At 62.7% G+C, this 24,196-nt stretch carries 26 protein-coding genes and 1 pseudogene; 10 read left to right on the top strand and 17 right to left on the bottom strand.

What is annotated here, in order from left to right; translation table 11 throughout:
- The first annotated feature begins 30 nt into the window (after positions 1-30).
- The 4 genes from HV744_RS25790 (at position 31) to HV744_RS25775 (ending at position 2,607) form a co-directional block, all read left to right on the top strand.
- Positions 31-909: a pirin family protein gene (locus tag HV744_RS25790; RefSeq protein WP_175152205.1), complete on the top strand. Its 879-nt coding sequence runs from the start codon at positions 31-33 to the stop codon at positions 907-909.
- Between the two features lie 271 nt (positions 910-1,180).
- A complete protein-coding gene (locus tag HV744_RS25785; RefSeq protein ID WP_175152204.1) occupies positions 1,181-1,579 on the top strand; it encodes an OsmC family protein in 399 nt (132 codons plus the stop codon).
- A gap of 78 nt (positions 1,580-1,657) precedes the next feature.
- On the top strand, positions 1,658-2,140 hold the full coding sequence (locus tag HV744_RS25780) for an SRPBCC family protein (protein ID WP_175152203.1): 483 nt from the start codon (positions 1,658-1,660) through the stop codon (positions 2,138-2,140).
- A gap of 206 nt (positions 2,141-2,346) precedes the next feature.
- Positions 2,347-2,607 carry a hemin uptake protein HemP gene (locus tag HV744_RS25775; protein ID WP_175152202.1) on the top strand — a complete coding sequence of 87 codons (261 nt, stop codon included), beginning with the start codon at positions 2,347-2,349 and terminating at the stop codon, positions 2,605-2,607.
- 302 nt (positions 2,608-2,909) lie between these two features.
- On the opposite strand, the gene HV744_RS25770 is transcribed toward HV744_RS25775, so the two are convergent.
- From HV744_RS25770 to uvrB, 5 genes are all read right to left on the bottom strand, one after another.
- Positions 2,910-4,316, bottom strand: a complete 1,407-nt coding sequence (locus HV744_RS25770; protein ID WP_175152201.1) for a 4Fe-4S binding protein — start codon at positions 4,314-4,316, stop codon at positions 2,910-2,912.
- On the bottom strand, positions 4,313-5,158 hold the full coding sequence (locus tag HV744_RS25765) for an FTR1 family iron permease (protein WP_175152200.1): 846 nt from the start codon (positions 5,156-5,158) through the stop codon (positions 4,313-4,315). Before HV744_RS25765 ends, HV744_RS25770 begins: the two co-directional genes overlap by 4 nt.
- An 87-nt stretch (positions 5,159-5,245) precedes the next feature.
- On the bottom strand, positions 5,246-5,578 hold the full coding sequence (locus HV744_RS25760) for a cupredoxin domain-containing protein (protein WP_175152199.1): 333 nt from the start codon (positions 5,576-5,578) through the stop codon (positions 5,246-5,248).
- A 142-nt stretch (positions 5,579-5,720) separates the two neighbouring features.
- Entirely contained in the window at positions 5,721-6,269 is a 549-nt protein-coding gene (locus tag HV744_RS25755) for an iron transporter (protein ID WP_091795661.1), read from the bottom strand.
- A 335-nt stretch (positions 6,270-6,604) separates the two neighbouring features.
- Positions 6,605-8,698 carry an excinuclease ABC subunit UvrB gene (gene uvrB / locus HV744_RS25750; RefSeq protein WP_175152198.1) on the bottom strand — a complete coding sequence of 698 codons (2,094 nt, stop codon included), beginning with the start codon at positions 8,696-8,698 and terminating at the stop codon, positions 6,605-6,607.
- 473 nt (positions 8,699-9,171) lie between these two features.
- On the opposite strand from uvrB, the gene HV744_RS25745 reads away from it, so the two are divergent.
- A complete protein-coding gene (locus tag HV744_RS25745) occupies positions 9,172-10,371 on the top strand; it encodes an amino acid aminotransferase (protein ID WP_175152197.1) in 1,200 nt (399 codons plus the stop codon).
- Positions 10,372-10,480: 109 nt separating this feature from the next.
- On the opposite strand, the gene HV744_RS25740 is transcribed toward HV744_RS25745, so the two are convergent.
- Both HV744_RS25740 and HV744_RS25735 read right to left on the bottom strand, forming a co-directional pair.
- Positions 10,481-11,719: a DUF3734 domain-containing protein gene (locus HV744_RS25740; protein WP_175152196.1), complete on the bottom strand. Its 1,239-nt coding sequence runs from the start codon at positions 11,717-11,719 to the stop codon at positions 10,481-10,483.
- Positions 11,720-11,729: 10 nt separating this feature from the next.
- Positions 11,730-12,527 (bottom strand): 3-hydroxybutyrate dehydrogenase, encoded by a 798-nt coding sequence (locus HV744_RS25735; protein ID WP_175152195.1) that lies wholly within the window; start codon positions 12,525-12,527, stop codon positions 11,730-11,732.
- 223 nt (positions 12,528-12,750) lie between these two features.
- On the opposite strand from HV744_RS25735, the gene HV744_RS25730 reads away from it, so the two are divergent.
- Positions 12,751-13,722 (top strand): potassium channel beta subunit family protein, encoded by a 972-nt coding sequence (locus HV744_RS25730; RefSeq protein ID WP_175152194.1) that lies wholly within the window; start codon positions 12,751-12,753, stop codon positions 13,720-13,722.
- Positions 13,723-13,883: 161 nt separating this feature from the next.
- Positions 13,884-14,729, top strand: coding sequence for a 23S rRNA (adenine(2030)-N(6))-methyltransferase RlmJ (locus HV744_RS25725; protein ID WP_175152193.1), 846 nt, complete (start codon positions 13,884-13,886; stop codon positions 14,727-14,729).
- Between the two features lie 195 nt (positions 14,730-14,924).
- Here HV744_RS25725 and HV744_RS25720 read toward each other — a convergent pair whose 3' ends face one another.
- From HV744_RS25720 to cueR, 4 genes are all read right to left on the bottom strand, one after another.
- Positions 14,925-15,965 carry an ABC transporter substrate-binding protein gene (locus HV744_RS25720; RefSeq protein WP_175152192.1) on the bottom strand — a complete coding sequence of 347 codons (1,041 nt, stop codon included), beginning with the start codon at positions 15,963-15,965 and terminating at the stop codon, positions 14,925-14,927.
- Positions 15,966-16,233: 268 nt separating this feature from the next.
- On the bottom strand, positions 16,234-16,578 hold the full coding sequence (locus HV744_RS25715; RefSeq protein WP_175152277.1) for a hypothetical protein: 345 nt from the start codon (positions 16,576-16,578) through the stop codon (positions 16,234-16,236).
- 229 nt (positions 16,579-16,807) lie between these two features.
- A complete protein-coding gene (locus HV744_RS25710) occupies positions 16,808-16,954 on the bottom strand; it encodes a DUF3563 family protein (RefSeq protein WP_175152191.1) in 147 nt (48 codons plus the stop codon).
- Between the two features lie 304 nt (positions 16,955-17,258).
- On the bottom strand, positions 17,259-17,681 hold the full coding sequence (gene cueR, locus HV744_RS25705) for a Cu(I)-responsive transcriptional regulator (RefSeq protein ID WP_175152190.1): 423 nt from the start codon (positions 17,679-17,681) through the stop codon (positions 17,259-17,261).
- A 125-nt stretch (positions 17,682-17,806) separates the two neighbouring features.
- On the opposite strand from cueR, the gene HV744_RS25700 reads away from it, so the two are divergent.
- A complete protein-coding gene (locus tag HV744_RS25700; protein WP_175152189.1) occupies positions 17,807-18,040 on the top strand; it encodes a heavy-metal-associated domain-containing protein in 234 nt (77 codons plus the stop codon).
- Between the two features lie 13 nt (positions 18,041-18,053).
- Positions 18,054-18,974: a dTDP-4-dehydrorhamnose reductase family protein gene (locus HV744_RS25695; protein WP_175152188.1), complete on the top strand. Its 921-nt coding sequence runs from the start codon at positions 18,054-18,056 to the stop codon at positions 18,972-18,974.
- A gap of 122 nt (positions 18,975-19,096) precedes the next feature.
- On the opposite strand, the gene HV744_RS38305 is transcribed toward HV744_RS25695, so the two are convergent.
- The 5 genes and pseudogenes from HV744_RS38305 to istA all read right to left on the bottom strand — a co-directional run bounded on the left by HV744_RS38305 (position 19,097) and on the right by istA (position 22,591).
- Positions 19,097-19,264: a hypothetical protein gene (locus tag HV744_RS38305; RefSeq protein WP_175152187.1), complete on the bottom strand. Its 168-nt coding sequence runs from the start codon at positions 19,262-19,264 to the stop codon at positions 19,097-19,099.
- Positions 19,265-19,549: 285 nt separating this feature from the next.
- Positions 19,550-19,765: pseudogene (locus HV744_RS25685) on the bottom strand (Y-family DNA polymerase); the annotation flags it as partial.
- A 176-nt stretch (positions 19,766-19,941) separates the two neighbouring features.
- Complete coding sequence (locus tag HV744_RS25680; protein WP_175152186.1) at positions 19,942-20,253, bottom strand: hypothetical protein; 312 nt, start codon at positions 20,251-20,253, stop codon at positions 19,942-19,944.
- Positions 20,250-21,083, bottom strand: a complete 834-nt coding sequence (gene istB / locus HV744_RS25675; protein WP_175152185.1) for an IS21-like element helper ATPase IstB — start codon at positions 21,081-21,083, stop codon at positions 20,250-20,252. Before istB ends, HV744_RS25680 begins: the two co-directional genes overlap by 4 nt.
- Entirely contained in the window at positions 21,080-22,591 is a 1,512-nt protein-coding gene (istA, locus tag HV744_RS25670; RefSeq protein ID WP_425497829.1) for an IS21 family transposase, read from the bottom strand. The genes istB and istA overlap by 4 nt, the downstream gene beginning before the upstream one ends.
- A gap of 415 nt (positions 22,592-23,006) precedes the next feature.
- Here istA and HV744_RS25665 point away from each other — a divergent pair, with 415 nt between their 5' ends.
- The gene (locus tag HV744_RS25665) at positions 23,007-23,972 is read left to right on the top strand and encodes an IS3 family transposase (protein WP_175152183.1); all 966 of its coding nucleotides are present in this window, start codon (positions 23,007-23,009) and stop codon (positions 23,970-23,972) included.
- On the opposite strand, the gene HV744_RS36835 is transcribed toward HV744_RS25665, so the two are convergent.
- On the bottom strand, positions 23,946-24,196 hold a 251-nt coding region (locus tag HV744_RS36835), incomplete at its 5' end, for a hypothetical protein (protein ID WP_217469157.1). The two genes, HV744_RS25665 and HV744_RS36835, sit on opposite strands and share 27 nt — an antisense overlap.

The following is a 24,196-nucleotide window of genomic DNA, read 5'->3' as shown; positions in this document are numbered from 1 at the left end:
CGCTATTCCCCATTTTTCAAGGTGACTTTGATGAGCACGACACGCACGATCGAACGCACGTTTCCCGCCGTTCGCACGACCGAAGGCGGCGGCTTTATCGTCTACCGCCCGTTTCCGACCCGTTTGCTGATGGACTTCGATCCGTTCCTGCTGCTCGACGAAATGGGCCCGATCGACTACGCGCCGGGCGAGGCCAAAGGCGCGCCCGACCATCCGCATCGCGGCTTCGAAACGGTCACGTACGTGCTGGAGGGCCAGTTGGGCCATAAGGATTCCGCGGGCCATTCCGGCACGCTGCACGCCGGCGACGTGCAATGGATGACCGCGGGCGCGGGCGTCGTGCATAGCGAGATGCCGGACCCGTCGTTCGTGCGGACCGGCGGACGCGTGCACGGGCTGCAACTGTGGGTGAATCTGCCGCGTCGCGACAAGATGATCGCGCCGCGCTACCAGGAGATACCGTCATCGAGCATTCCGGTGGCGACGTCCGCGGACGGCAAGGTGCGTGTCAAGGTGATCGCCGGCGAAGCGCTCGGCGTGAAGGCGGCGATCGAAACGCGCACGCCGATCCTGTATCAGCATTTCTCGCTGCAACCGGGCGCGACGATCCGCCAGCCGGTGCCGGCCGACTATCGCGTGTTCGCGTATAGCCTGGCCGGCACGGGCTTCTATGGCGAAGGCGAAGCACGTCAGCAAATCGACGCGCAGAAGATGGTGGTGTTTCAGAACGACGGCGACGCCGTCACGCTGACCGCCGGCGAGGAGCCGCTCGAGGTGCTGCTGCTGGGCGGCGTGCCGCTGAAGGAGCCCGTGGTGCGCTACGGCCCGTTCGTGATGAATACCGAGGACGAGATCCGCCAGGCCGTCGTCGATTACCAGGCCGGGCGCATGGGCGCGATCACGCACTGAGCGACGGTGAAGCACGCGCCGCCATTTAAGGATCGCGGCGGCCAGCTTGTGGATCGCCCGGCATCGCGACATGCCGCCGCTGACAACACGGGTGGCACGAGTAGCGTCCAACGCGCCGCTCGCGTCGGGGTTCATTCAAACCAGACATAGATCAGCCCGAGGCACTCAGGCCGGTAATTTCGTTCACAATAGCGTTTCATGCCGCGCGCCACGCCGTTCACCACAATGAGTCGTGGCGCGCGGCGATTTTCCGTCCTGTTCAGGAGCGCGCATGGCAGAGTCCACCGTCACCGCCCACATCGGTTCAACGAATTTCCGAGTCCTTTTGGACGACGGCAAGCACACGTGGCTGGCCGACGAACCCCAGTCGCTCGGCGGCGGCGATCGCGGGCCGGCGCCCGTTTCGCTGTTGCTGTCGAGCCTCGGCGCCTGCACGTCTATCACACTGAAGATGTACGCTCAGCGCAAGGAATGGCCATTGACGGAGGTGCGCGTGACGCTCTCGTTCGAAACCGGCGACGCGGGCTCGACCATCGACCGCAAGATCGTGCTCGAAGGCGATCTGTCCGACGAGCAGCGGGAACGGCTCTTGCAAATCGCCAATGCGTGCCCGGTTCACAAGATCCTCTCGAATTCGATCACGATCCGTTCGGGTCTCGTCATCGCGTAACGCGGCGATGGCCCGCAGGGCGCGCCCACGCTGACAGGGGGCACACGTATTGCAACGCTTTCACAGGAAGCCGCCGACTTGAATTTCGAACACCTTATCCAGATCAACGACCCGTTGAATCCCTTTGTCGACTCGATGACCCGCGAGCAGTTGTGGGAGGGGCTCGTGCTGCGCGCCGAGCAGCCGCAACTGTTCGTGATGGGACTCGACAGCTGCACGATTCTGTCGCGCGACGGCAATGTCCTCGAGCGGGAGCTGCACTACGGCCAGGCCACCGTGCGCGATCGCGTCACGCTGCAGGAGAGCCAGAGCGTGCGCTACGACATTCTGCCAACCGCAGACTACGTCGGCGGCTCGCTGACGATGACCATCGAACAGCCGGACGAGCTGCAGCTGTTCCTGCGCTTCGAGTACGCGACCACGCTGCCGGTCTCCACCGACCAGGACGCGGTGCAGACGCAGGAAATCGTCAAGTCGGCGTATCGGGAGAACGATATCGATACGGTGCGGCTGATCCGCCAGTTTGTGCAGACCAGGCAGGAGCCCGGTTCGCTGCATTGAATCCGGCGCGGGAGCGCTGCCCGCGCCGCTGTGTCCGCTGCGCTTACGCCCTGCGGGGCCGCCGGCTGAAGGCGATCTTCCCCTGTTCTTCCACGCCCCTTTCGTTTAGCTATCAGAACTCGGATCCGATGAATTTCTCTTTCTTGTAAATAGGAATGGTTATCATTTAGAATCAATCCATCGAATCGACCAACAAGCTAAAACGAATGACCGATCTCACCCGCCCTTCCACACTCAGCCTGCACCGCCCGGCGGCCGCGCTGACCAGCCGTCCGAAATCGTCGACGGCGAGCGCACCCGCCGCGAAGCCTGCCGCGGAGCGTGCAAACGGTTCGGGCGAGACGACGGAACGAGTCGTACGCAGCGACGCATTGCTGCAAGGACATAGTCACGTCAGCATCGTGCACAACGGCGAAACCTACCAGCTGCGTGCCACGCGCTTAGGCAAGCTGATCCTGACGAAGTAACAACGAACAGAGGTAAGTACCGGGTATTGTGGGGACCACCTCCTCGAGAGGTGTTGGGCATTAGCCAGCCACGACGGCTTGCACGTGAGAACTAGACCCCTTCGTGCAGATACCAAGCCAGCCGTCGCAGCCAGCCAGGCCGCTTTTTTGGTTCTCACCCGATGCGGATGCACGAAACGTCGTGTGCCGCTGATGCAGAAAATGAAAGAGCCGTGGGATGTTGCCATCTCCACGGCTTTTTTGTTTGTGTGGCGCGGCCAGTGTTCCAACGAACGCGGCACGGCCGGAATAAAGCTTCTGGCTTACTTCGAAGCCCAGCCCCAGAACATCAACCACCACGCGCTATCGACCACGGCCAGTGCGGCGGCGAACCACATCATCGCGAGGCTGCGCTGCACGAAGCGCTCGCTATAGCGACGCGTGACGAGCCACGCAAGCCATGCGCTCCACAGGTTAGCGATCAGCAGAATCGCGAGACGCAGATCCGACGCCCACCACAGCGGCACATGTTCCGCACGCAGCAGCGACAACGTCGTGGCCGACAGCCCAAGGAACACACCCGCGCCGGCGATCGGAATCAGCCCTTGCGTCAGATGATGCAGACGCACCGCGCTGAAACGCCCGAGCATGCGCGTCGCGCCCGTCAGCAACAGCAGCAGCGCGGTGCCGTATACCAGCGCGGTCGCGAGGATGTAGCCGATCACCATCGTGCCGTCGAGCCAGGAAAACACGTCGTTCTGTTCGGGGTAATGCGTGAACAGGAACCACGGCGCGTTGGTGTCGAGCGGCCAGGTGATGTCGTGATCGACCAGCCACGTGGCGAAGAACATCTTCAGGTCGACGAACCAGCGCGACGCGGTCCAGTGGAACGCGCCGATCGCGATGCCGAGCAGGCCGTACAGGATCAACGCGGTGTCCCACGGGTTCGCCCGCTTGTCGCCGAGCTGCACGACTTCCGACGACGGCGCGCGCCACGTCAACGCAATCGCGTCGCGGTGCCCGCTGCAACGGCCGCACATATGGCAGTCCGCCGCCCCCTTCATATTGCGCAGCGGCACGAGCGGCGCGCAATTGATCGGAATCACGCGATGCCCATGCTCGCCGTTCCTGTACGAACGCCGCCAGGCGTCTTCATCGACTTTGTAGTGGAACGGCGCAAGGCGTGCCAGAAGCGAAAAAACCCCGTTGACGGGGCACAGGTACTTGCACCAGACGCGCTTCTCCCGTCCATAAAGCAAGCCGATGATAATCGCCGCGAAGGTCGAGCCACCGAGCACCAACAGCACGGCCTTCGGATACTGGTAGACGCTCACCATCTGCCCGTAGATGGTGGTGATGCCGAACGCGACGAACGGCCAGCCGCCCCAGCGCATCCAGTGCGGGATCGCCCAGCCGCGGCCGAACTTGCTGGCGAATTCGGCGAGCGCGCCTTCCGGACACAGCACGCCGCACCAGACCCGGCCGAGCATCACCATCGACAGCAACACGAACGGCCACCAGATGCCCCAGAACACGAACTGCGCGGCGAGCGTCAGGTTGGTCCACAGATGCGCGGTGTCGTCCGGCAGCGGCATCACCGCCGGCACGATGATCAGAAACGCGTACACCGCCACCACAACCCATTGAATGCCGCGGATCACGGCGCCGTGACGCTGCATCCATTGGCCGGCCGCCGCAAGACGACCCGGCCGGGTCATCACGGCGCTCATGCGGCGCGCCCTGCCGCTTGCTGCGCCGGCTTGCGATTCGCACGACGCAACAGCAGATAAACGACCGCCCAGTACACCGCGTACGCCAGCAGATTCATCAGCGCCGGATGAGCGCGATAGCCAGTCAGCGTCGCGACCAGTGAACCGAAGGTGTTCGAGTCGTCGAGGATCGCCGACGAATTCCACAACTGGTCGACAATCGTCGGCAGGATTTCCTTGTCGATCAGCTTGTCGACACCGGTCTGGAACAGGCCCGCGCCTAGGAACAGCAGCATGATTTCGGTGACGCGGAAGAAGAGCCGCCATGAGAAGAACTTGCCGCCCAGTTGCAGCAAGTAGAAAGTCAGGAACGCGAGACCAAGGCCGATCACGACCGCCAGCATCTGATTGCCGTCGACGTGACCCGACTGGCCGAAGCCGAGGCCGTACAGGAAGATCACCGTTTCGCTGCCTTCACGCGCGATCGCCAGCGCCACCAGCAACGCGACGCCCCACCAGTTCGAGTCGCGCTGGCTCTTTCGCAGCGACTGTTCCATGTCGCGCTTCAGGGACCGGCCGTGCTGCTTCATCCACAGCACCATCTGCACGATCAGCACACAGGCGACCAGCACCATCGCGGTCTGGAAGTAATCCTGCGCGTCGCCGGAAAGCACTTCGGTGAAGCCGACCAGCGCCGCGCCGAGCGCCACCGCCGCGATCACACCGGCCGCGACGCCGCCCCACAGGTACGGCAAGCCGCGGCGCGCATCGTCGTCGCCATTTTTCAACCACGCGTACAGGATGCCGACGACCAGCAAGGCCTCGACGCTTTCCCGCCACACGATGAATAGAATCTGACCCATTCAAGCTCTCCCTTCTATCCTTTCTGCTGCTTGACTGCCTGAGCGAACGCGGCACTCGCCGAGCGCTCGCGCTTGCGTCTCAAGCGATTACTTCGCGACGATCACGCCCTGCGCCTGCTGGTGGAAATCGTCGAAAAACTTGTATTCGCCCGGCTCCAGCGGAGCAATCACGACGAACGAATCCGCGCCCGGCGCCAACACCTTTTCTTTACGAAGCTGCACGCTTTCGAATTCGGCTGCGCCTTTGCCGGTGTTGCGCACTTCGATCTTGATACGCTGCCCCGCCGGCACTTCGATACGGGCCGGGTTCAGCTTGCCGTCGTTCATTTCCAGCTTGAAGGTCGGCAGGTCGGCTGCGTGGGCGGTGCCCGCGAGCAACATCGTGGCGGCGAGCATCGCGATCTTTCGGTTAATTCTCATTAGCCTTTCCGGAAAACGCGGCGCGCCGATCTCGATCGTCCGCGCGCCGCCTGCTGCATTCATTCACTCATTCGCCCGTTCGTCGATCTGCGGCCGCGCGCTCAAGCATGGCTGCGCAGCGTGACCGGCGGCAATCGACCGATCAGTAGCCGCCCTTCTTGCCGATGCCGGCGAAGGTGAAGTCGTACTCGAGCGTGATCGGCTTGAACCACGGGCCCACGCCGGTTTCCTTGTCGACGTGACGGCCGAAAGCCATATGGCCTGTCTGCATCGGCGCTTCGACGATCATCTTCAGGTGATACTTGCCCGGGCCTTGCAGCTTGACGTTGTCGCCATAGTGCGGACCGTCGTTGGCGACCATCGCCATCATGTCGCCCTTCTGCGTCTGATTCGAGCCGGCTTTCGTCAGCTCATAACGCACTTGCAGATACGGCATCCAGTCGCCTTCGGCAAAACCGGTCGGGTTGTTCTTGACCGCGTGGATGTCGGCTTCGAGGTGGATGTCCGAGTCCGACGCCTTGCGCATCATGCCTTCCGGTTCCATCGTGATCGGCTGCAGGTAGACCGCGCCGATTTCCATGCCGCCCTGGATCTGCTGCTTGCCGATCGGGTATTCCGCGGCCGTCGCCGAAAGAGCCGCCACTGCGGCCACCGCTGCGGCGCCACCGCGCACAAATGAAGAAATCCGCATTGAAACTCCTTGTTTTTATCAGACTGGAATCGAACCCATTGGAACAGTGCGTTGCGCATGCCTGATGCGGCGGTCCCACCATCCTTCAGCAGGGGCGATCGACCGGAAGAAACCGCATATACGAACTTTAAATGCGAACCATTCTCAATATTGGGCGAGTTTATCATTGATCGCCACGGAGAACAATTCAGGACGCACGCAAAGCCTTGTCGCAATAGGGTCTTAAGGCAGATTTAAGGAAGCGCGTGTGAGGGAACGTGCTGGGGCGTCAGGCGGATTTTCCGGCTGCAATGGACAGGGCGGCACATTGCCGCGCCCTGCGGTGGAAAGCGGCTTTATTCGATGCCGGGGACGTGGTCGCCGACGTTCGCGCCGAACACGCGCTGACGCAGCAGCGCCAGTTGGTCGCGGGTCTGCGCGGCCTTTTCGAACTCGAGGTTCCTGGCGTGCTCCATCATCTGCTTTTCGAGGCGCTTGAGCTCCTTGGCGAGCTGCTTCTCGGACATGTCCTCGAATTTCGCGCGCGTCTGCTGCTCCTTCAGTTCGGCGCGCGCATCGTCGACGTTGTACACGCCGTCGATGATGTCGCGAATGCGCTTGACCACCCCGCGCGGCGTAATGCCGTGCTCGACGTTGAAGGCGATCTGCCTGGCGCGCCGCCGCTCGGTTTCGTCGATCGCGCGGCGCATCGAGTCCGTCACCTTGTCCGCGTACAGAATCGCCTTGCCGTTCACGTTGCGCGCCGCCCGGCCGATGGTCTGGATCAGCGAGCGCTCGGCGCGCAGAAAGCCTTCCTTGTCCGCGTCGAGAATCGCGACCAGCGACACTTCCGGGATATCCAGCCCTTCGCGCAGCAGGTTGATCCCGACCAGCACGTCGAAGGTGCCCAGCCGCAGATCGCGGATGATCTCGACCCGCTCCACCGTGTCGATGTCGCTGTGCAGATAGCGCACCTTGACGCCGTGGTCGGCCAGAAATTCGGTCAACTGCTCGGCCATCCGCTTGGTCAGCACCGTGACCAGCACGCGGTCGCCGACCTTGACGCGCTCGTTGATCTCGCCGAGCACGTCGTCGACCTGGCTGCGCGCCGGCCGAACTTCGATTTCCGGATCGACGAGACCGGTCGGGCGCACCAGTTGCTCGGCCACCTGCCCGGCTGTTTTCTTTTCGTAATCCGCCGGCGTGGCCGACACGAACACGACCTGGCGCATCTTGCGCTCGAACTCGTTGAACTTGAGCGGCCGGTTATCGAGCGCCGACGGCAGGCGAAAGCCGTAGTCGACCAGATTCTCCTTGCGCGCCCGGTCGCCGTTGTACATGCCGTTCAACTGGCCGATCAGCACGTGCGATTCGTCGAGCATCATGATCGCGTCCGGCGGCAGGTAGTCGACCAGCGTCGGCGGCGGCTCGCCGGGCGCCGCGCCGGAGAAATGCCGCGAGTAGTTTTCGATGCCCTTGCAGAAACCCAACTCCTGCAGCATTTCCAGGTCGAAGCGGGTGCGCTGCTCGAGCCGCTGCGCTTCGACCAGCTTGCCGTCGCTATAGAAGAATTCGAGCCGCTCGCGCAACTCGGTCTTGATCGTTTCGACCGCGCGCACCACGGTATCGCGCGGCGTCACATAGTGCGACGACGGATACACGGTAAAGCGCGGAATCTTCTGCCGCACGCGGCCGGTGAGCGGATCGAACAGTTGCAGCGTGTCGATTTCGTCGTCGAACAATTCGACACGCACCGCCATCTCGGCGTGCTCCGCCGGGAAGATATCGATCGTGTCACCGCGCACGCGGAACGAGCCGCGCTGGAAGTCGGCTTCGTTGCGGTTGTACTGCATCGCGATCAGCCGCGCGATGATGTCGCGCTGACCGAGCTTGTCGCCGGTGCGCAGCGTCAGAATCATCTTGTGATATTCGGACGGATTGCCGATACCGTAAATCGCCGACACCGTGCCGACGATCACCACGTCGCGCCGCTCCATCAGGCTCTTGGTGGCCGACAGCCGCATCTGCTCGATATGCTCGTTGATCGACGAGTCCTTTTCGATGAACAGGTCGCGCTGCGGCACGTAGGCTTCCGGCTGATAGTAGTCGTAGTACGACACGAAGTACTCGACCGCATTGCGCGGAAAGAACTCGCGGAACTCCGAATAAAGCTGCGCGGCGAGTGTCTTGTTCGGCGCGAACACGATCGCCGGGCGGCCGAGCCGCGCGATCGTGTTGGCCATCGTGAAGGTCTTGCCGGAGCCGGTTACGCCGAGCAGCGTCTGGAACGAGAGCCCGTCCTCGACGCCTTCGACGAGCGTGTCGATCGCCGTCGGCTGGTCGCCGGCGGGCGGATACGGCTGATAGAGCTGAAACGGCGAGCCTTCGAACGTGACGAATTTGGATTCGTCGAGCGTTTCTTCGGCTTCAGTCAGGTGGTGTTCGGACATGGGGACGGCACCGGGCCTTGGGCAAAGGACCATTCTAACGGGTTGCGGGAAACGCGGATTGAGCGGGTCCGCGTAGGGTTGAGGAAGTCGTCTGGGAAGTCGCGGGCGGGTTTGCGGCCGATCGCCGGAGCACTGCTATGGCCCTTTGCTCGGACCAATCGAGTCTTTCCGGTTATGCGCAGAGCGGCCATAAGGGGCGTTCGTGGGATGGACCGGGAGCCGGCTGGCGGCTGTCGCCAGTCGGCGTCCGCGCAGAGCTGTTCTCGCCATATGACGCCGGAGTGCCTGTTTTTCAAGCAAATAATTGCCTCCTGCTGGTCTTGTCGCCCGAAAAACGCTCGCGGATTCGTTACAATGCGAAGTTACGCTCGCTCGCCGCCATCCGCCACCTGTCCGCGTTCTGCATCAGACGCCTCAGGCTGGGCCGCCCGCGCTCGGAGCCGCCCTCTTTTCACTACTGCTGCCCACCCACCATGTCTCTGTTCTCCGCCGTCGAACTTGCTCCCCGCGACCCGATTCTGGGCCTGAACGAAGCTTTCAACGCCGATACGCGCGCCACCAAGGTCAATCTCGGCGTTGGCGTGTACTTCGATGAAGAAGGCAAGATTCCGCTGCTGCGCGCCGTGCGCGAAGCTGAAAAGGCCCGCGTCGAAGCTGCGCTGCCGCGCGGCTATCTGCCGATCGAAGGCATCGCCGCTTACGATGCAGCCGTGCAGAAGCTGCTGCTCGGCAACGACTCGCCGCTGATCGCAGCGGGCCGTGTCGTCACGGCGCAGGCACTGGGCGGCACGGGCGCGCTGAAGATCGGCGCGGACTTCCTGAAGCGCCTGAACCCGGCGGCCAAGGTCGCGATCAGCGATCCGAGCTGGGAAAACCACCGCGCGCTGTTCGAAGGCGCAGGCTTCCAGGTCGAGTCGTACCCGTACTACGACGCGCACACGCATGGCGTGAACTTCGCAGGCATGTTGAGCGCGCTGGACGGCTACGCCGCAGGCACGGTCGTCGTGCTGCACGCGTGCTGCCACAACCCGACCGGCGTCGACCTCACCGTCGATCAATGGAAGCAGGTGGTCGAAGTCGTCAAGGCGCGCGATCTGGTGCCGTTCCTCGACATCGCGTACCAGGGCTTCGGCGACAACATCGAATCGGACGCCGCAGCCGTGCGTCTGTTTGCGGCATCGGAACTGAACGTGTTCGTCTCGTCGTCGTTCTCGAAGTCGTTCTCGCTGTACGGCGAGCGTGTCGGCGCGCTGTCGATCATCACGGCAAGCAAGGAAGAAGCCGCACGCGTGCTGTCGCAACTGAAGCGCGTGATCCGTACGAACTACTCGAACCCGCCGACGCATGGTGGCTCGGTGGTCGCAGCGGTGCTCGCCTCGCCCGAACTGCGCGCCACGTGGGAAAAGGAACTGGCCGAAATGCGCGACCGTATCCGCGCAATGCGCAATGGTCTGGTTGAGCGCCTGCGGGCGAGCGGTGTGGATCGCGACTTCAGCTTCGTGAACGCACAGCGCGGCATGTTCTCGTACTCGGGTCTGACGGCGCCGCAAGTGGACCGTCTGCGCGAAGAGTTCGGCATCTATGCCGTGGGCACGGGCCGCATCTGCGTGGCTGCGCTGAACACGCGCAACCTCGACACAGTGGCTAACGCGATTGCTCACGTGTTGAAGTAACGCATTTCAGAGCGCGGACGTTCGTCGCCCGCTCTGCTGGAACTGCTTGTGAAAAGCGGCGCCCTTTCAGAAAGGGCGCCGTTTTTTATTGCTGAACGCCGCCGCCCTTTCAGCGCGCATCGCGATGGATATCGTGCGTGACGAAACCCGCGTCGTTATCGGGTATGTCGAGCCACTCGGGTTGCTCGAGCGAACGGCGGATGTCCTCCAGACCGCTTCGCCAGTGCTCGCGCATGGTCGACAGGCCGAACTGGAAGTCCTTGAAGTGCCCTTCGTATTCCTTCTGCCGGTAGATGAGATGGATCACGTTGTAGCGCTTCGAACACGCGAGGTCTTCGGCCAGCTTGCACCACGGATCGTCACGCTGGTCGGACGGCACGCGCTCCAGCACCTCGCGCAACACGTGCCGGAAACGCTGCGAGCGCTGCATCATGTCGGTCACGAGACGCGTGCGGCTCGAATACTGGATGTCTTTCATGCGTCCCTGAACGTCGGTGAGGTTGTCCGGCACCGGCCCGATCGCGCTCCACAGATCGACCTGGAACGCGAGCGTGTCGCGACGCGGCGTGGACTGGATCACTTCGTAGAGCGGCGTATTCGACATCAAACCGCCGTCCCAGTAATACTGGCCGTCGATTTCGACTGCCGCGAAGCCTGGCGGCAACGCGCCTGACGCCATGAAATGTTCGGGCCTCAGCGTGGTGTGCGTGTTATCGAAGTACGCAAAATTGCCCGTACCGCAATTGACCGCGCCCACCGACACGCGCATTTCGCGCGAATTGATCCGGTCGAAATCGCACAGCGCCTCGAGCGTGGCCTTCAGCGGTGCAGTGTCGTAGTAGCTGGCCATTTGCGGCGGCCCGGACACCGTGGGCAACGGCGGCGGGAAACGCGGCACGAAAAAGCCCTTTTGCCCTTCGACGATCGCGCCCATCGCCTGGGTTGCCGTAAAGGCTTTGCGCACGGCCTCGCTGGAATTGAAGAACGCGTGCTCGACGAAAGCCGGCAATGGCGGTCCGAATGCCGGTTGGCAGATCGTCTCCCAGAACTGCAGCAGCCGTTCGACCCGCTTCTCCGGCGGATTGCCGGCAATGATGGCCGTATTCAACGCGCCAATCGAAATGCCCGCCAGCCAGTTGGGCTCGATGCCGGCTTCGTAAAGCCCCTGAAAGACGCCGGCCTGATAGGCTCCCAGCGCGCCGCCGCCCTGCAGCATCAGCGCGACAGTTTCGTAGTTGGGCAACTCGAAGTGCTGGCCAGGGAGCGCGGCGGCGGGCGGACCGGCGCCCTCGCCGTCCCCGTCGCCGGGCGCGCCCACGCGCGCCCGCTTCAGATTGCGTTGCGCCATGGGCACCTCCTTATTGCATGTACCAGCCGTGGCTCACAATGAAGGACTGGCCGGTCAGCGCCGCCGTCGGGAAAGTGGACAGGAACAGCACCGTCTGCGCGACGTCTTCCACCGTGGTGAAAATGCCATCGACCGTGCCGCCCAGCATCACGCGCTTGACCACTTCTTCCTCACTGATGCCGAGTTCCTTGGACTGCTCGGGAATCTGCTTGTCGACGAGCGGCGTGCGCACGAAACCCGGACACACCACATGCGAGCGCACGTTGTGCTTCGCGCCTTCCTTGGCCAGCACGCGTGCGAGCCCCAGCAGCGCATGCTTGGCCGTCACATAGGCGGACTTCAGCGGCGACGCTTCGTGCGAATGGACCGAGCCCATGTAGATCACGATGCCGCCGCGATCGTCCTTGTACATGTGCTTCAGCGCGGCCTTCGTGGTGAGGAAGGCGCCGTCCACGTGAATCGCCTGCATCTTTTTCCAGTCCGAAAACGAATAGTTTTCGATCGGATTGACGATCTGGATGCCGGCGTTGGAAATCAGAATATCGATCGAGCCCAGTTCCGCGGCGATCTTGTCGATGCCCTGATTGACGGCCTCTTCGCTCGTGACGTCCATCGCCACGCCGATTGCCTTACCGCCACCTTTCGTGATTTCTTCAGCGACGGCGTTCGCGCCGTCCTGGTTCAGGTCGGCGATCGCGACCGCCGCGCCCGCCGCGGAAAGGGTCAGCGCAATCTGCTTGCCAATGCCGCTTGCCGCGCCAGTAACCACGGCGACCTTGCCGTTCAGATTCGTGTTCAGAGACGACATCCGGAACCTCCATGCAGTTGATGAGCAATGAGACCACAGGCCGCAAACGGCGTGAAGTCGGTCAAACGGCATAGACCGTTCGGCCGAATGCTACATTGCGGCCAACGCTGCTATTGTGCATGAACCCTGTGAACTCCATAGGTAAAACGCACATCGAGCTGCATCTCTTTAAACTGGACGTTTTCGGCGCAATACCGGCGGCATCACCAACAAGGAGACATACATGAACTATCGACGTCTGGGCCGCTCCGGCCTGCAAGTCAGCGAACTGTCCATCGGCTCATGGGTCACCTACGGCAATCAGGTGGATCATCGCGCGGCGCGCGAATCGCTTGCGGCAGCGCGCGACGCGGGTGTCAACTTCTTCGATAACGCCGAGGTCTATGCGGGCGGCCAATCCGAGGAAATCATGGGCCAGGCCCTCAAGGAACTGGCGTGGCCGCGCGTGAGCTATGTCGTGTCGACGAAATTCTTCTGGGGGCTCACGGAAGCGCCGAATCAGTACCACACGCTGAACCGCAAATACTTGCTGGACGCAGTCGACGCGTCGCTCAAACGCCTGCAACTCGACTATGTCGACCTGGTATTCTGCCATCGTCCCGATCCGAACACGCCGGTCGAGGAGACCGTCTGGGCGATGAGCGACATGATCACGCGCGGCAAGGCGCTGTACTGGGGCACGTCCGAATGGAGCGCCGACGAGATCCGCGCCGCGTATGAGATCGCAGAGCGGCACCATCTGCACAAACCGGTCATGGAGCAGCCGCAGTACAACCTGTTCCACCGCAAACGCGTCGAGCAGGAATACAAGCGGCTTTACGGCGATATCGGCCTCGGGCTGACCACCTGGAGTCCGCTCGCGTCCGGGCTGCTCACCGGCAAATACCGCGACGGCGTGCCGGCCGATAGCCGCGCGCAGTTGCAAGGTTATGACTGGCTGCGCAAGCAGGTCACCGACGCAGGCAAGAACAACGTGGTCGGCAAGCTCGGCGCTGTGGCCGACGAGTTGGGCTGCACGATTGGCCAACTCGCGATCGCCTGGATTCTGCAGAATCCGAACGTCAGCACTGTGATCACGGGCGCGTCGCGGGTCGAACAGATTGGCGAGAACATGAAATCCGCCGAGGTGGCAGCGCGGATCACGCCGGAGATCAAACAGCGGATCGAGGAAGTCATCGGCGACGCTTGCGACTGACCGGACTCGAGCCGGAACTTACCGGGAAGCGCAACGCGGCGTCGCGTACAATACGCGACCGCGCTGCACACCGGCGCTGTTTGCCCGCTGTGCCGCCGCATTGCACCCGCACCGCCGAATCCGCCCGGGACCGGCATGCCCTCTTTCAGCGTTTCCTCATCATGCTCAGCTACCGCCACGCCTTTCATGCAGGCAATCACGCCGACGTTCTGAAACACGCCGTCGTGTTGCAGCTATTGCGCTACCTCGGCCAGAAGGACAAAGCCTACTGGTATATCGACACGCATGCGGGCGCCGGCGTCTATTCGCTGAAGGAAGGCTACGCGACCAAAACCGGCGAATTCCAGACGGGCATCGCCAAACTGTGGGAGCGCAACGATCTGCCGCCGCTCTTCGCCGAATACGTCGATGAAGTGAGCGCGCTCAATCCGGACGGCCAGTTGCGCTTCTATCCCGGCTCGCCGTATATCGCGTGGCGGCAGTTGCGCGAACAGGACCGCATGCGTCTGTTCGAACTGCACACCACCGAAATCGACGTACTGCGCCACAATTTCCGCGACGCGGGCCGCCGTGCGATGCTTTACGCGGGCGACGGCTTCGATGGCATCCTCGCGCTGCTGCCGCCGGCGCCGCGCCGCGCGCTGGTGCTGCTCGATCCGTCGTACGAGGACAAGCGCGATTACACACGCACGCTGCGCTGTGTCGAAGAGAGCCTGAAGCGCTTTCCGACCGGCACCTATGCGGTCTGGTATCCGCAGGTGAAGCGCCCGGAATCGCAGCGTTTCCCCGATCAGTTGAAGAAGCTGCAGGAGCGTAACTGGATCCACGTGAGCCTGACTGTCAGCAATCCGCCAGCGGATGGCTTCGGACTCTTCGGCAGCGGCATGTTCATTCTGAACCCGCCGTATACGCTGGCGAAAATGCTGAAAGAGCAGATGCCCTGGCTGGTCAAAACGCTCGGCGAGGACAAGGCCGCGGACTTCAAGGTGGAGTATCGCGGCGACTGAGGTTTGCCGCGGGCAGATTGCAGTTACGGTTACCAATGCGCGTGTCGGCGCAAGCGAGCTTTATTGCATGCTCGCGCTGCGGGTTTCGGCGAGTGCGTCACGACAAGCGAATCTGTTGCGGGCCGCGCGCGCATCGGCTGCCAAAGTACAGCGTATAGCGCGCGCAACCGGGTTTCCCGCCGCCCGTCTGTGCGCTTACTTCAGCTGCGCCGCGGCCTTACGGGCGAAGTCGTTCGTATAGGTAGCGTTCAGGTCGATCTTTTTCGGATCAAGCCGGCTATCGAACGACGCCAGCGCGCGCAACGAAGTCGCCGGGCCGTCGGCCGGCATCAAGCCATCCGGTGAATACGCGTCGCGCACGTTGTGGAAGGCTTCCACATAAAGCGCCGAGTCGTTGAGCAGATAAGCCGGCGGCACCATCTTCAGCAAATCGGCATCGCTCGCGGTCTGCAACCAGTGGTTTGCGCGCACGATCGCATTGGCGAGCGCCTGCGTCGTCTTCGGATTCTTCTGGATGAAACTCTCCGATGCGTAGAGCGTCGCCGCGGGCATCGTCCCGCCGAATACCTCCTGCGTGCCTTTCACCGTACGCGTATCGACCAGCACCTTGATCGCACCGCTGCGTGTGAGCTTGGTCATCATCGGATCGACGTTGGAGAGCGCGTCGATCTGGCCGCTACTCACGGCAGCCAGCACCGTGGCACCGCTGCCCACACCGATCGCCGAAATCTCGCTACGTTGCACACCGGCTTTGCGCAAAGCCACGGTAAGCACGAGATCCGTCGACGAACCCGGCGCGCTCACGCCGACTTTCGCGCCCTTGAAGTCCGCCAGCGACTTGAACTGATCGGCCTTCGACTTCACCACCGCGACGACGATCTGCGGCGCGCGGCCCATCAGCGCAAACGCCCGGTAGTGCTGCCCCTTTGCCTGCATGAACAGCGTGTGCTCGAACGCCCCCGCGCCCACGTCGGCGCTGCCGCCGACCACCGCTTCCAGCGCCTTCGATCCACCCGCGAAATCTTCGAGCGTGACGTCGAGCCCTTCGTCCTTGAAATAGCCCAGTTGATGCGCGGCAAGTACCGGCAAATAGTAGAGGCCGGGCAAACCGCCGACGGCCATTGTCAGCGCGGGCATCTCAGGCGTGTCTTTGGCGAGCGCGACGCCGGGCGGCACGGCAAGCGCGAGAAGTGTCACGCAGGCACTCGTCGCACGCCGGATCCAGTGAATGGACATCTGATGTCTCCTTGTTCTGTTTTCATTCGAAGCGGTGACGCGGCGCGATCAGGATCGCTCGGTCCGCTGGCGAGACGCTGCGAAACGATTGTCGTCGGACGGTTTCGCTCGCGCCATGCGCCCAAACCCCAATGCCGCTCACGAGTCGTCACGCCTGCACGAGCTGAAGTCATGCGCGGATGCGCGAGCGGCGGCCAGGCGCGTGCCGGGCGTCGAAGTGTCAACGGGGATGAATCAGAACCGCCGGAAGAAATCGCGCCGACGACGCTTATTGCGAAGGAGGCAGCGGACGGGGCTGTGGTCGTGGCGGCGCGCCACCACCCGCGGGCAATTGAATATAAGGCGCGACAACGATCGGTATCGACGACTCCGGCAGCGCCAGCTCGGTGGGCGTTGCGATGGGCTGCGCGCCGACGATCGGCTGCCACGATAGCGGCCCGGTCTGCACCACCGTGCCGCTCTGGCCATTGATGATGCCGCCCTGCGAGTCGACGATCACCGGTCTGCGGGCGCTGTCCGGCGTGGCGAACGCCGTCGGGACGGCGAAAACCGTCGTCAGCAAGGCTGCAGCGGCTACGGCCAGGATGGATTGGGGCGAGCGGACAGAGGACATAGGCGGACCGGTTGGGTTGAGAATGCCGGATTGCGCGGAGAACACTTTACCTTACCTCGGCATTAGCCGCCAGGCTAGTCGGTATTCGCCAAGCATAGCGTTCGAGCACCGTTTGCCGGGCAATTCTCAGGGTCCAGATGTGACAAAGCCCCGAATCGACGGGGCTCGACACTGTACTACAATCGCCGCGCATCGAGCGCAGCCGGGTCAAACTCGAAGCAGATGAAACTTACAGCGAGTAGCCGTTGGTTTCGAGCGAGCGGATACGCTGTTCAAGCTGAACGATGTCCGACGACGATGCCAGGTAGGCTTCCCGGCGGCTACGTTCGGCGGTTTCAAACCAGGCGCTCAGCTTTTCAAGAATCAATGCAAACATGATGTTCTCCAAGGATCAGATTGAATCCCCGGTGATTTGGACATCAGGGATTTCCCGTAAAAGGGTTAACCCGAATTATAACCCTATGGTGCAACCTGACTAGTGAAATGCCCGCATGACGTGCATTCCGTTTTGGAATGGTGCACGCTAGCAGTGCGTATAAGTTCTTGATTTGGCTCGACTCAAGATGAAATTTTAGTGGTCTTGGATGCCACCCCAAATTTTATTGCACATAATTGGTGCAAATTGCCACCAGGTTGCAACAAATTCACACCCTAGGTTGCACCTATCCCGTCAACGCACATCAAATGGGATGACAAGCCTTCCCCGAAACAAGATTCGTATCGGCAAGGCGCTCGATAATCGGACAGTCGGGGCGATCGTCGCCATGGCAGTGATTGGCCAGATGAGCAAGGGTATCGCGCATTTCGGTGAGTTCGGCGATACGGCGGTCGAGCTCCGCGACGTGTTCCAGCGCAATCTGCTTCACTTCGGCGCTGGCGCGCGAGCGATCGTGCCACAACGCCAGCAGCCGGCGAATGTCTTCGACCAGAAAGCCGAGCCGGCGCGCCTGCCGGATAAAGCGCAGCGAATGGACCTCCTGCGGACCGTATACGCGGTAGCCAGCACTGGTGCGCGCTTTTGCCGTCAGCAAGCCAACGCTTTCGTAGTAGCGAATCATCTTCGCCGTGACGCCCGATGTGCGGGCCGCTTCGCCGATATTCATGACTGTTTCCTCAAGGTGTCAGTCGATCGTACACCTTCCCATGATGGGAAGGTCCAGACACTGAAGTACGGATCGGCAGGCATAATTCAACTACCGTAATATTGATTTTTCCCGAGGCAATCCTGATGACAATCGAATTCAAGGTTAATGGCATGAGCTGCCAGCATTGTGTCGCGGCCGTCACCAACGCCATTCGCGAACACGATGCAGCCGCGCAGGTTCAGGTCGATCTCGCGTCCGGCCGTGTGGTGGTCGACTCGGCGCAACCGGTCGACACGCTGAAGGCCGCCATCGACGACGCCGGTTACACGGTTACCGCCGTCGCGAGCGGAACGGCAACCGGCGGCACAGCCCGCTAAGCGAGTTCAGACCATGTTCAAAGTTGTCGTCATTGGCGCGTCCGGGCTGCTCGGCCGCGCGCTCGTCGACGAACTGGCGCGGCAGGCGGACTGGCAAGTCGTTGCCACGGCGTTCAGCCGACCGGCGCCGAACACCGTCGCACTGGATATTCGTGACGCGCAGGCGGTCGAGCAGTTTGTCGAGCGCGAAGCGCCGGACGCGCTCGTGATTGCCGCGGCGGAACGTCGGCCGGATGTGTGCGAGCACGATCCGGCGCTTGCCCGCGCGCTGAATGTCGACGCAGTGCGCACCCTGGCTGCGGCGGCAAACCGGCGCGGCGCATGGACGCTGTCGATCTCCACCGACTACGTGTTCAACGGCACCCACCCGCCCTATCGGCACGACTCCACGCCCGCGCCGCTCAACGCGTACGGGCATAGCAAGCTCGACGGCGAGCGCGCGCTGACGGCAACGACCGACCTCGGCTGCGTGCTGCGTTTGCCGCTGCTGTATGGGCCGATCGTCAGTTGGGCCGAATCGGCGGTGACGAGTCTCGTGCCGGCGATTGCCGCATCGGCGTCATCGAATGGCAGATCCGCCGTGATGGATGCGTGGGCGATCCGCTATCCCACCTTCACGCCGGACGTCGCGTTAGTGATCCGGCAAATGCTCGAACGGCATGCGCATGGCGAAACGATCCGCGGCATCGTGCAATGGTCGGGCGACGAACCGATGACCAAGTACGAGATCGCCGTGCGCCTCGCCGAAGCATTGCAGCTCGATGCGAACCTGACGCCGCAGTCCACCCCGACCGATGCGACGCCTCGTCCGCATAACTGCCATCTGGCATCGAGCCAGTTGGAGGCGCTCGGGATCGGCCGCCGCACACCATTCGACACGGCGATTCGGCAAGTGCTGGCCGCATTTCCGTGGCGCGGCGAAACGGCCGCCTGACATCGGGCATGCGCGCCTTTGCTTGACCACGGCCAGCCGGCTTCAATGAAAATCGCGGCTCGCCGTGGCCAGTTCGCCGAGCCAGTCGCTGTGGTCCGCGAGACGATGGGCGACGAGATGGATCACCTCGCCCTGGTTTTTCCGTTTTCCCTGGGCCTGCGTTTGGCGTTCACCACGTTGCCGGCGTGGCCGGCATTGTCGCCGCCAGTCGCGACGCCGTCGTCGCGTTGCAAAATACCGTAGACCGCCAGCAACGATGAACCCAGCAACGCTTTACGCTGCTTTTCCACGAACGATGGCCAGACGATCACATTGATCGAACCAGATCGTCGGCATCTTCTGGGCACGCTTCTGCGTGCGCGGCTTGTGTCTTGCCCGCACGGTCGTTCTGTTGACGCTCCCGTTCCTGTCTGATTTCTCTCAGCGCCGTGTGCGCAGGCACGACGCGCCGCCAGTGAGCATTCGTCGATGATCGCGAGCGCGCTATCGCCGCCCGACATCGCCTGTTCGACGAGTTCATGGGGATGCGGACGCCCTGCTGCAAGAGGGGGATGGCAGGAAGGTTGTCATGATGCTCAGCCGAACAAGCCCTGCAAATACCACTCGTTAAGACGCTCGCGATACACCCAGACCATGTGGCAACGATCGTCGTCCGCGACGTAGTAATCCCGTTCGACAATATTGCCATCCCACCACCCTGCTTGAATCCGCTCGGTACGCGTGAGCATTTTCAGAGGCCGGCGATAGATCGGCCGCCGGTCGCGCATCATCAGGCGCAGCGGTTTATCGATGTGGCGCGACAATTTGGATGAGAGACGCGCGACAAACAAGATGAGAATGTCGCGGCGAGGTTGATGGTGCCCATGTTGATTGACGCTGGCAAGCGATTATTGATTGACGCGCACTTGTTGATTGACGCTGGCGAGCATCGCGCGCGCCGCGCGTCAATCAGGATGAGAACAGTGCATCAGTCGGTGAGATCGATTCCGTAACGCGTGACGATGGCGTTGAGCACGCGCTTTACGCTGTTGCGTTTGATTTCAATGAGCATCGTCGGAGTCCCACCGGCATCCAGTGCCGCCAACCCATCACTGAGCAGGCTCAGCAATGTAACGCGTGACGCACAGGTCTCTTCGCCAATGGCGTCGATGACGGCTCGTTTGCGCCGTAGGCGGTACGCGCGTTGCCGTTGCGCGGCAGTGCGCGGGATGGACGTCGCCGGCGACGCATCGGATGTGCCATCACGCGTGACGACATTCAGTTGTGAGTTGCTCGTCATTGCTGTTCCTCCGCGCGCGGCGGCACGCCGACGTTGTTTGGCGTCGCGAAACTGGCCGGACGTCCCGGTCCCTGCTGCTTGCGCTGCAGGGCGGTGCGCCCTCGGTAGCTTTCGACGTTGAGCTCGAAGATGGTCGAGTGATGGACCAGCCGGTCGACGGCGGCCACCGTCATGGCCGGGTCGGGGAAGACCTTGGTCCATTCGCCGAACGGCTGATTTGCCGTCAAGAGAACCGAACGTCGCTCATACCGTGCGCTGATCAACTCGAACAGCACCGACGTCTCCGCCTGGTCCTTGCTGGCGTACGCAAAATCGTCAAGGATAAGGAGATCGAAGCGATCCAGCCGGTTGATGGCAGATTCGAGAGCCAGCTCGCGTCGCGCAACCTGCAACCGCTGCACAAGGTCGGTGGTGCGGGCGAACAGGACCTTCCAGCCCTTCTCCAGCAGGCTCAGTCCGATGGCCGACGATAAATGCGACTTGCCCCCGCCGGGCGGCCCCATGAGAATCAGATTGGCGCCATTGCGCAGCCTGCCGTCGCCAGCGCAAAGCGCCGAGACGTGCGCCCGGGACACCATCGGGACCGCGTCGAAATCGAAGTTCTCCAGCGTCTTGCCCGGCAGCAGTCTCGCTTCCCTGAGGTGGCGTTCGATACGGCGTCGATCGCGCTCGGCGATCTCGTGTTCGGCCAGCGCCATCAGCAGGCGAGCGGCGGGCCAGCCTTCAGTATCGGAGCGTTCGGCAAAGCCAGGCCAGATCTGCCTGATGGCGGGCAGCCGCAAATCGTTGAGCAGCAGCGACAGGCAGGTGGCGTCGAAATCGTGACTCATGCTGCCACCCCCGTTGCCAGGTCGAGCAGGGCCTCGTAGTCGCGTAACGAAGCCAGCCGGACGTGCACCTGCGGCACGGCTGCGGGTTTCGGTGCGAAACGCGAATCCAGTGCGCCCAGATCGGGTAACTGTCCATCGTCCAGGCACTGCTGCAGCGCCTGTGCCAGTTGCGCCTCGCAGTTGCGCTCGTGGGCCAGGCTGAGCAGTTCAACCATGGTCTTGCATGCCGCACGCTCCGGCAGTTGCTCGCACAGGCGTTCGAAGGTCAATCGATAGGCCTCGCGCGGAAAGACCTGATCGCGGTAGACCAGGTTGAGCAGCGCCATGGGCTTGCGGCGTAGCGCGTGGATGATGTGCCGGTAGTTGATGACGTGGCCGTGCTTGCCGTTGGCGCCCGGGCGGCCGCGCTGCAGCGTCATCATGGTCGTGCTGCCCAGGAACAGTTCCAGCCGGTCGTCATACAGCCGCACACGCAGTCGATGACCGATCAGGCGCGACGGGACGGTATAGAACACCTTGCGCAGGACGAAGCCACCGGTGGAGCTGACGTACACACGCGTTTCCTCGTAGTCGCTCGTACGCTGCGCCGGCAGTGGCTGAAGCAGCGCTCGCTCGGCCTCAATGCGCTTGCCATTACGCGCGTTGATGCGACCGACGATCTCGTCGATGAAGCGGCGATAGGCCGCGAGCTCGGCAAAGTCGTTACTGCCGCGCAGGAGCAGCGCATCACGCACCGCGCTCTTGAGGTGGCCGTGAGGGCTCTCGATGGAGCCGTTCTCGTGGGCGATGCCACGGTTGTTGCGCGTAGGCTGCATCCCGTAATGAACACACAGCGCTTCGTAGCGCGTGGTCAGGTCGTCGCGCACTTCACGCTCGAGGTTGCGGAACGCCGCGGACAGGCTGTCGCTGCGATGCTCGCGCGGCGCGCCACCGAGTGCCCAGAGCGCGTTCTGCAGCCCTTCGGCCAGCGCGACATAGCTCTCGCCGCCGAGAATGACGTGAGCGTGTTCAAAGCCCGAGCAGGCCAGGCGAAAGTGATACAGGCGATGTTCCAGCGCGACACCGGCCACGGTGACACCCAGGCTGTCCATCTCGGTGAAGTCGGACAAGCCGAGGCGACCGGGCTCGTGTACCTGACGGAACACGACGTCACGCTCCTTGCCATGGAGTGCGCGCCAGCCGCGAATACGTCGCTCCAGTGTTCGGCGCACGTTGCGCGAGAGGTCTGGATGGCGCCGAAGCATCTCGTCCAGTACGGCCACGGGCCGGATACCCGGCGCGGACTGCAGCAATGGGACGATCTCGGCGTCAAAGATCGCAGCCAGCGGATCTGCGCGCCGGCGCTCGCGCGGCGCCTTCTTCTGCGATGGCAGTCGCCGGTCCTGTTCGATGCGATAACCCGTGGCGGCGCTGAACCCGGCGCGCGCAGCCGCTTGAGCTGGTCCTTCCTTGAGTCTGTACCTCATGTAAAGCCTCATCTGATGGTCGTTGATGTGCCGTCCGGGCACTGCGCCTCCCCTTGACATGGAAGACTCAGTTCATACCCGATCTACCGCGACCACCGACAAGGCTCTCCAATGACGGGGGGCTCCTCGGCGCGGCGTGGCGTCAGCGGTTCCGGGCTACGCCCTTCACCGCTGACGCCACGCCTGTACTCTCATCCTCATTGACGCGCTGCTCTCACCTTGATTGACGCGCGGCATTCGGGTCCTCCGGTCTGGCTTTGGAAAATCTCTATGATCTACCGTTTTGGGCACTTTGATGCCGTCGCCCCGTGAGGACCCACCTTCTTACCTTCCATCTCCACCGCTCACGGGTGGGAGGCGCTCATTCCATTCTCACACCGGCAGCCTGGTTCTCTCACGCGGCAGCCTGGTTCGCGAGGGAGACGGGATCCATTCCACCGAAGGGCGGTACGGATTCATGAAAGCGAACCGGGCCCGCTGGCCCATTGCAATGATGGCACGGCTGCTCGGCGTCTCGACGAGCGGCTATTACACGTGGCTGGTGCGAGAGCCCGCGATGCACACACGTAGCGATGCGCAACTGCTGGCGCACATCCGCACGCTACATGCGAGTTCGCGCGGCACGTATGGGGCACCGCGTATCCATGCGCAGCTCGCGCGCGAAGGCGTACACGTGGGGCGCAAGCGGGTGGCGCGCCTCATGCGTATGGCGGGTCTGTGCGGGGCAAGCCGGCGGCGCTGGCCGCGCACCACACGGCCACGCGCAGGCGCCCGGCGTGCGCCTGATCTGGTGCGCCGGCACTTCAGTGCCGACGCGGCAAACGTGCTGTGGGTCGCAGATGCGACCTATGTACCCACGGGTGAAGGATTCCTCTATCTGGGGGTCGTGCTGGATGTGTTTAGCCGTCGCATCGTTGGCTGGGCGATGTCCAACCATCTGTACACCGAACTGATGTTGCGCGCGCTGGACATGGCGTTGCAGCAACGACGCCATGAAGGTGTGATGCTACATTCCGACCACGGCTGCCAATACACATCCATTGCCTTTGGACGGCGCTGCCGCGAAGCAGGCGTACAGCCATCGATGGGCACGGCCGGTGATGCTTACGACAACGCGATGTGCGAGTCGTTCTTCGGCACACTCGAAGCCGAACTGCTCTGTCGCGAACACTTCGCGACCCACGAACAGGCACGGCGGCGTCTCTTCTCGTTTCTGGAGAGCTGGTACAACATACGCCGCCTGCACAGCAGCATCGGCTACTGTTCACCGCTCGAGTTCGAAAACCTGCATGCGCAAGATCTAAGCTTATCGCCGCGCGGGTTGTCCACCGCCGGGCAGCGTCGTGGTCGTGACAGGCGACCCGCCGCCCGGCCGTGGACAACCCGCGATTCAACCTTATCGGGAGGTGCCACACCGCATTAGATTCAACTGCAAATCCATCCGTCGAACCGGGTCAATCTCAGGGATACGAATTGAGTACCAGCGTATGCGCTGGCTTATGACGTTGAGGATATTATCAGAAAGGGATAGAAACTGCGCTTTCACGGCCGCTTTCTGTTTTTCGGGGAATGTGGGCGCGGCAACCGGCACGCGAATCGCATGTACGCGTGAAATGAGATGTGCGCGGTTCTCATGCACGCGTAAAC

This window comes from Paraburkholderia ultramafica, assembly GCF_902859915.1.
GTDB lineage: Bacteria > Pseudomonadota > Gammaproteobacteria > Burkholderiales > Burkholderiaceae > Paraburkholderia > Paraburkholderia ultramafica.
The sequence above is the reverse complement of the archived record's forward strand: the minus strand, read 5'-3'. Positions and strand labels throughout refer to the sequence as shown.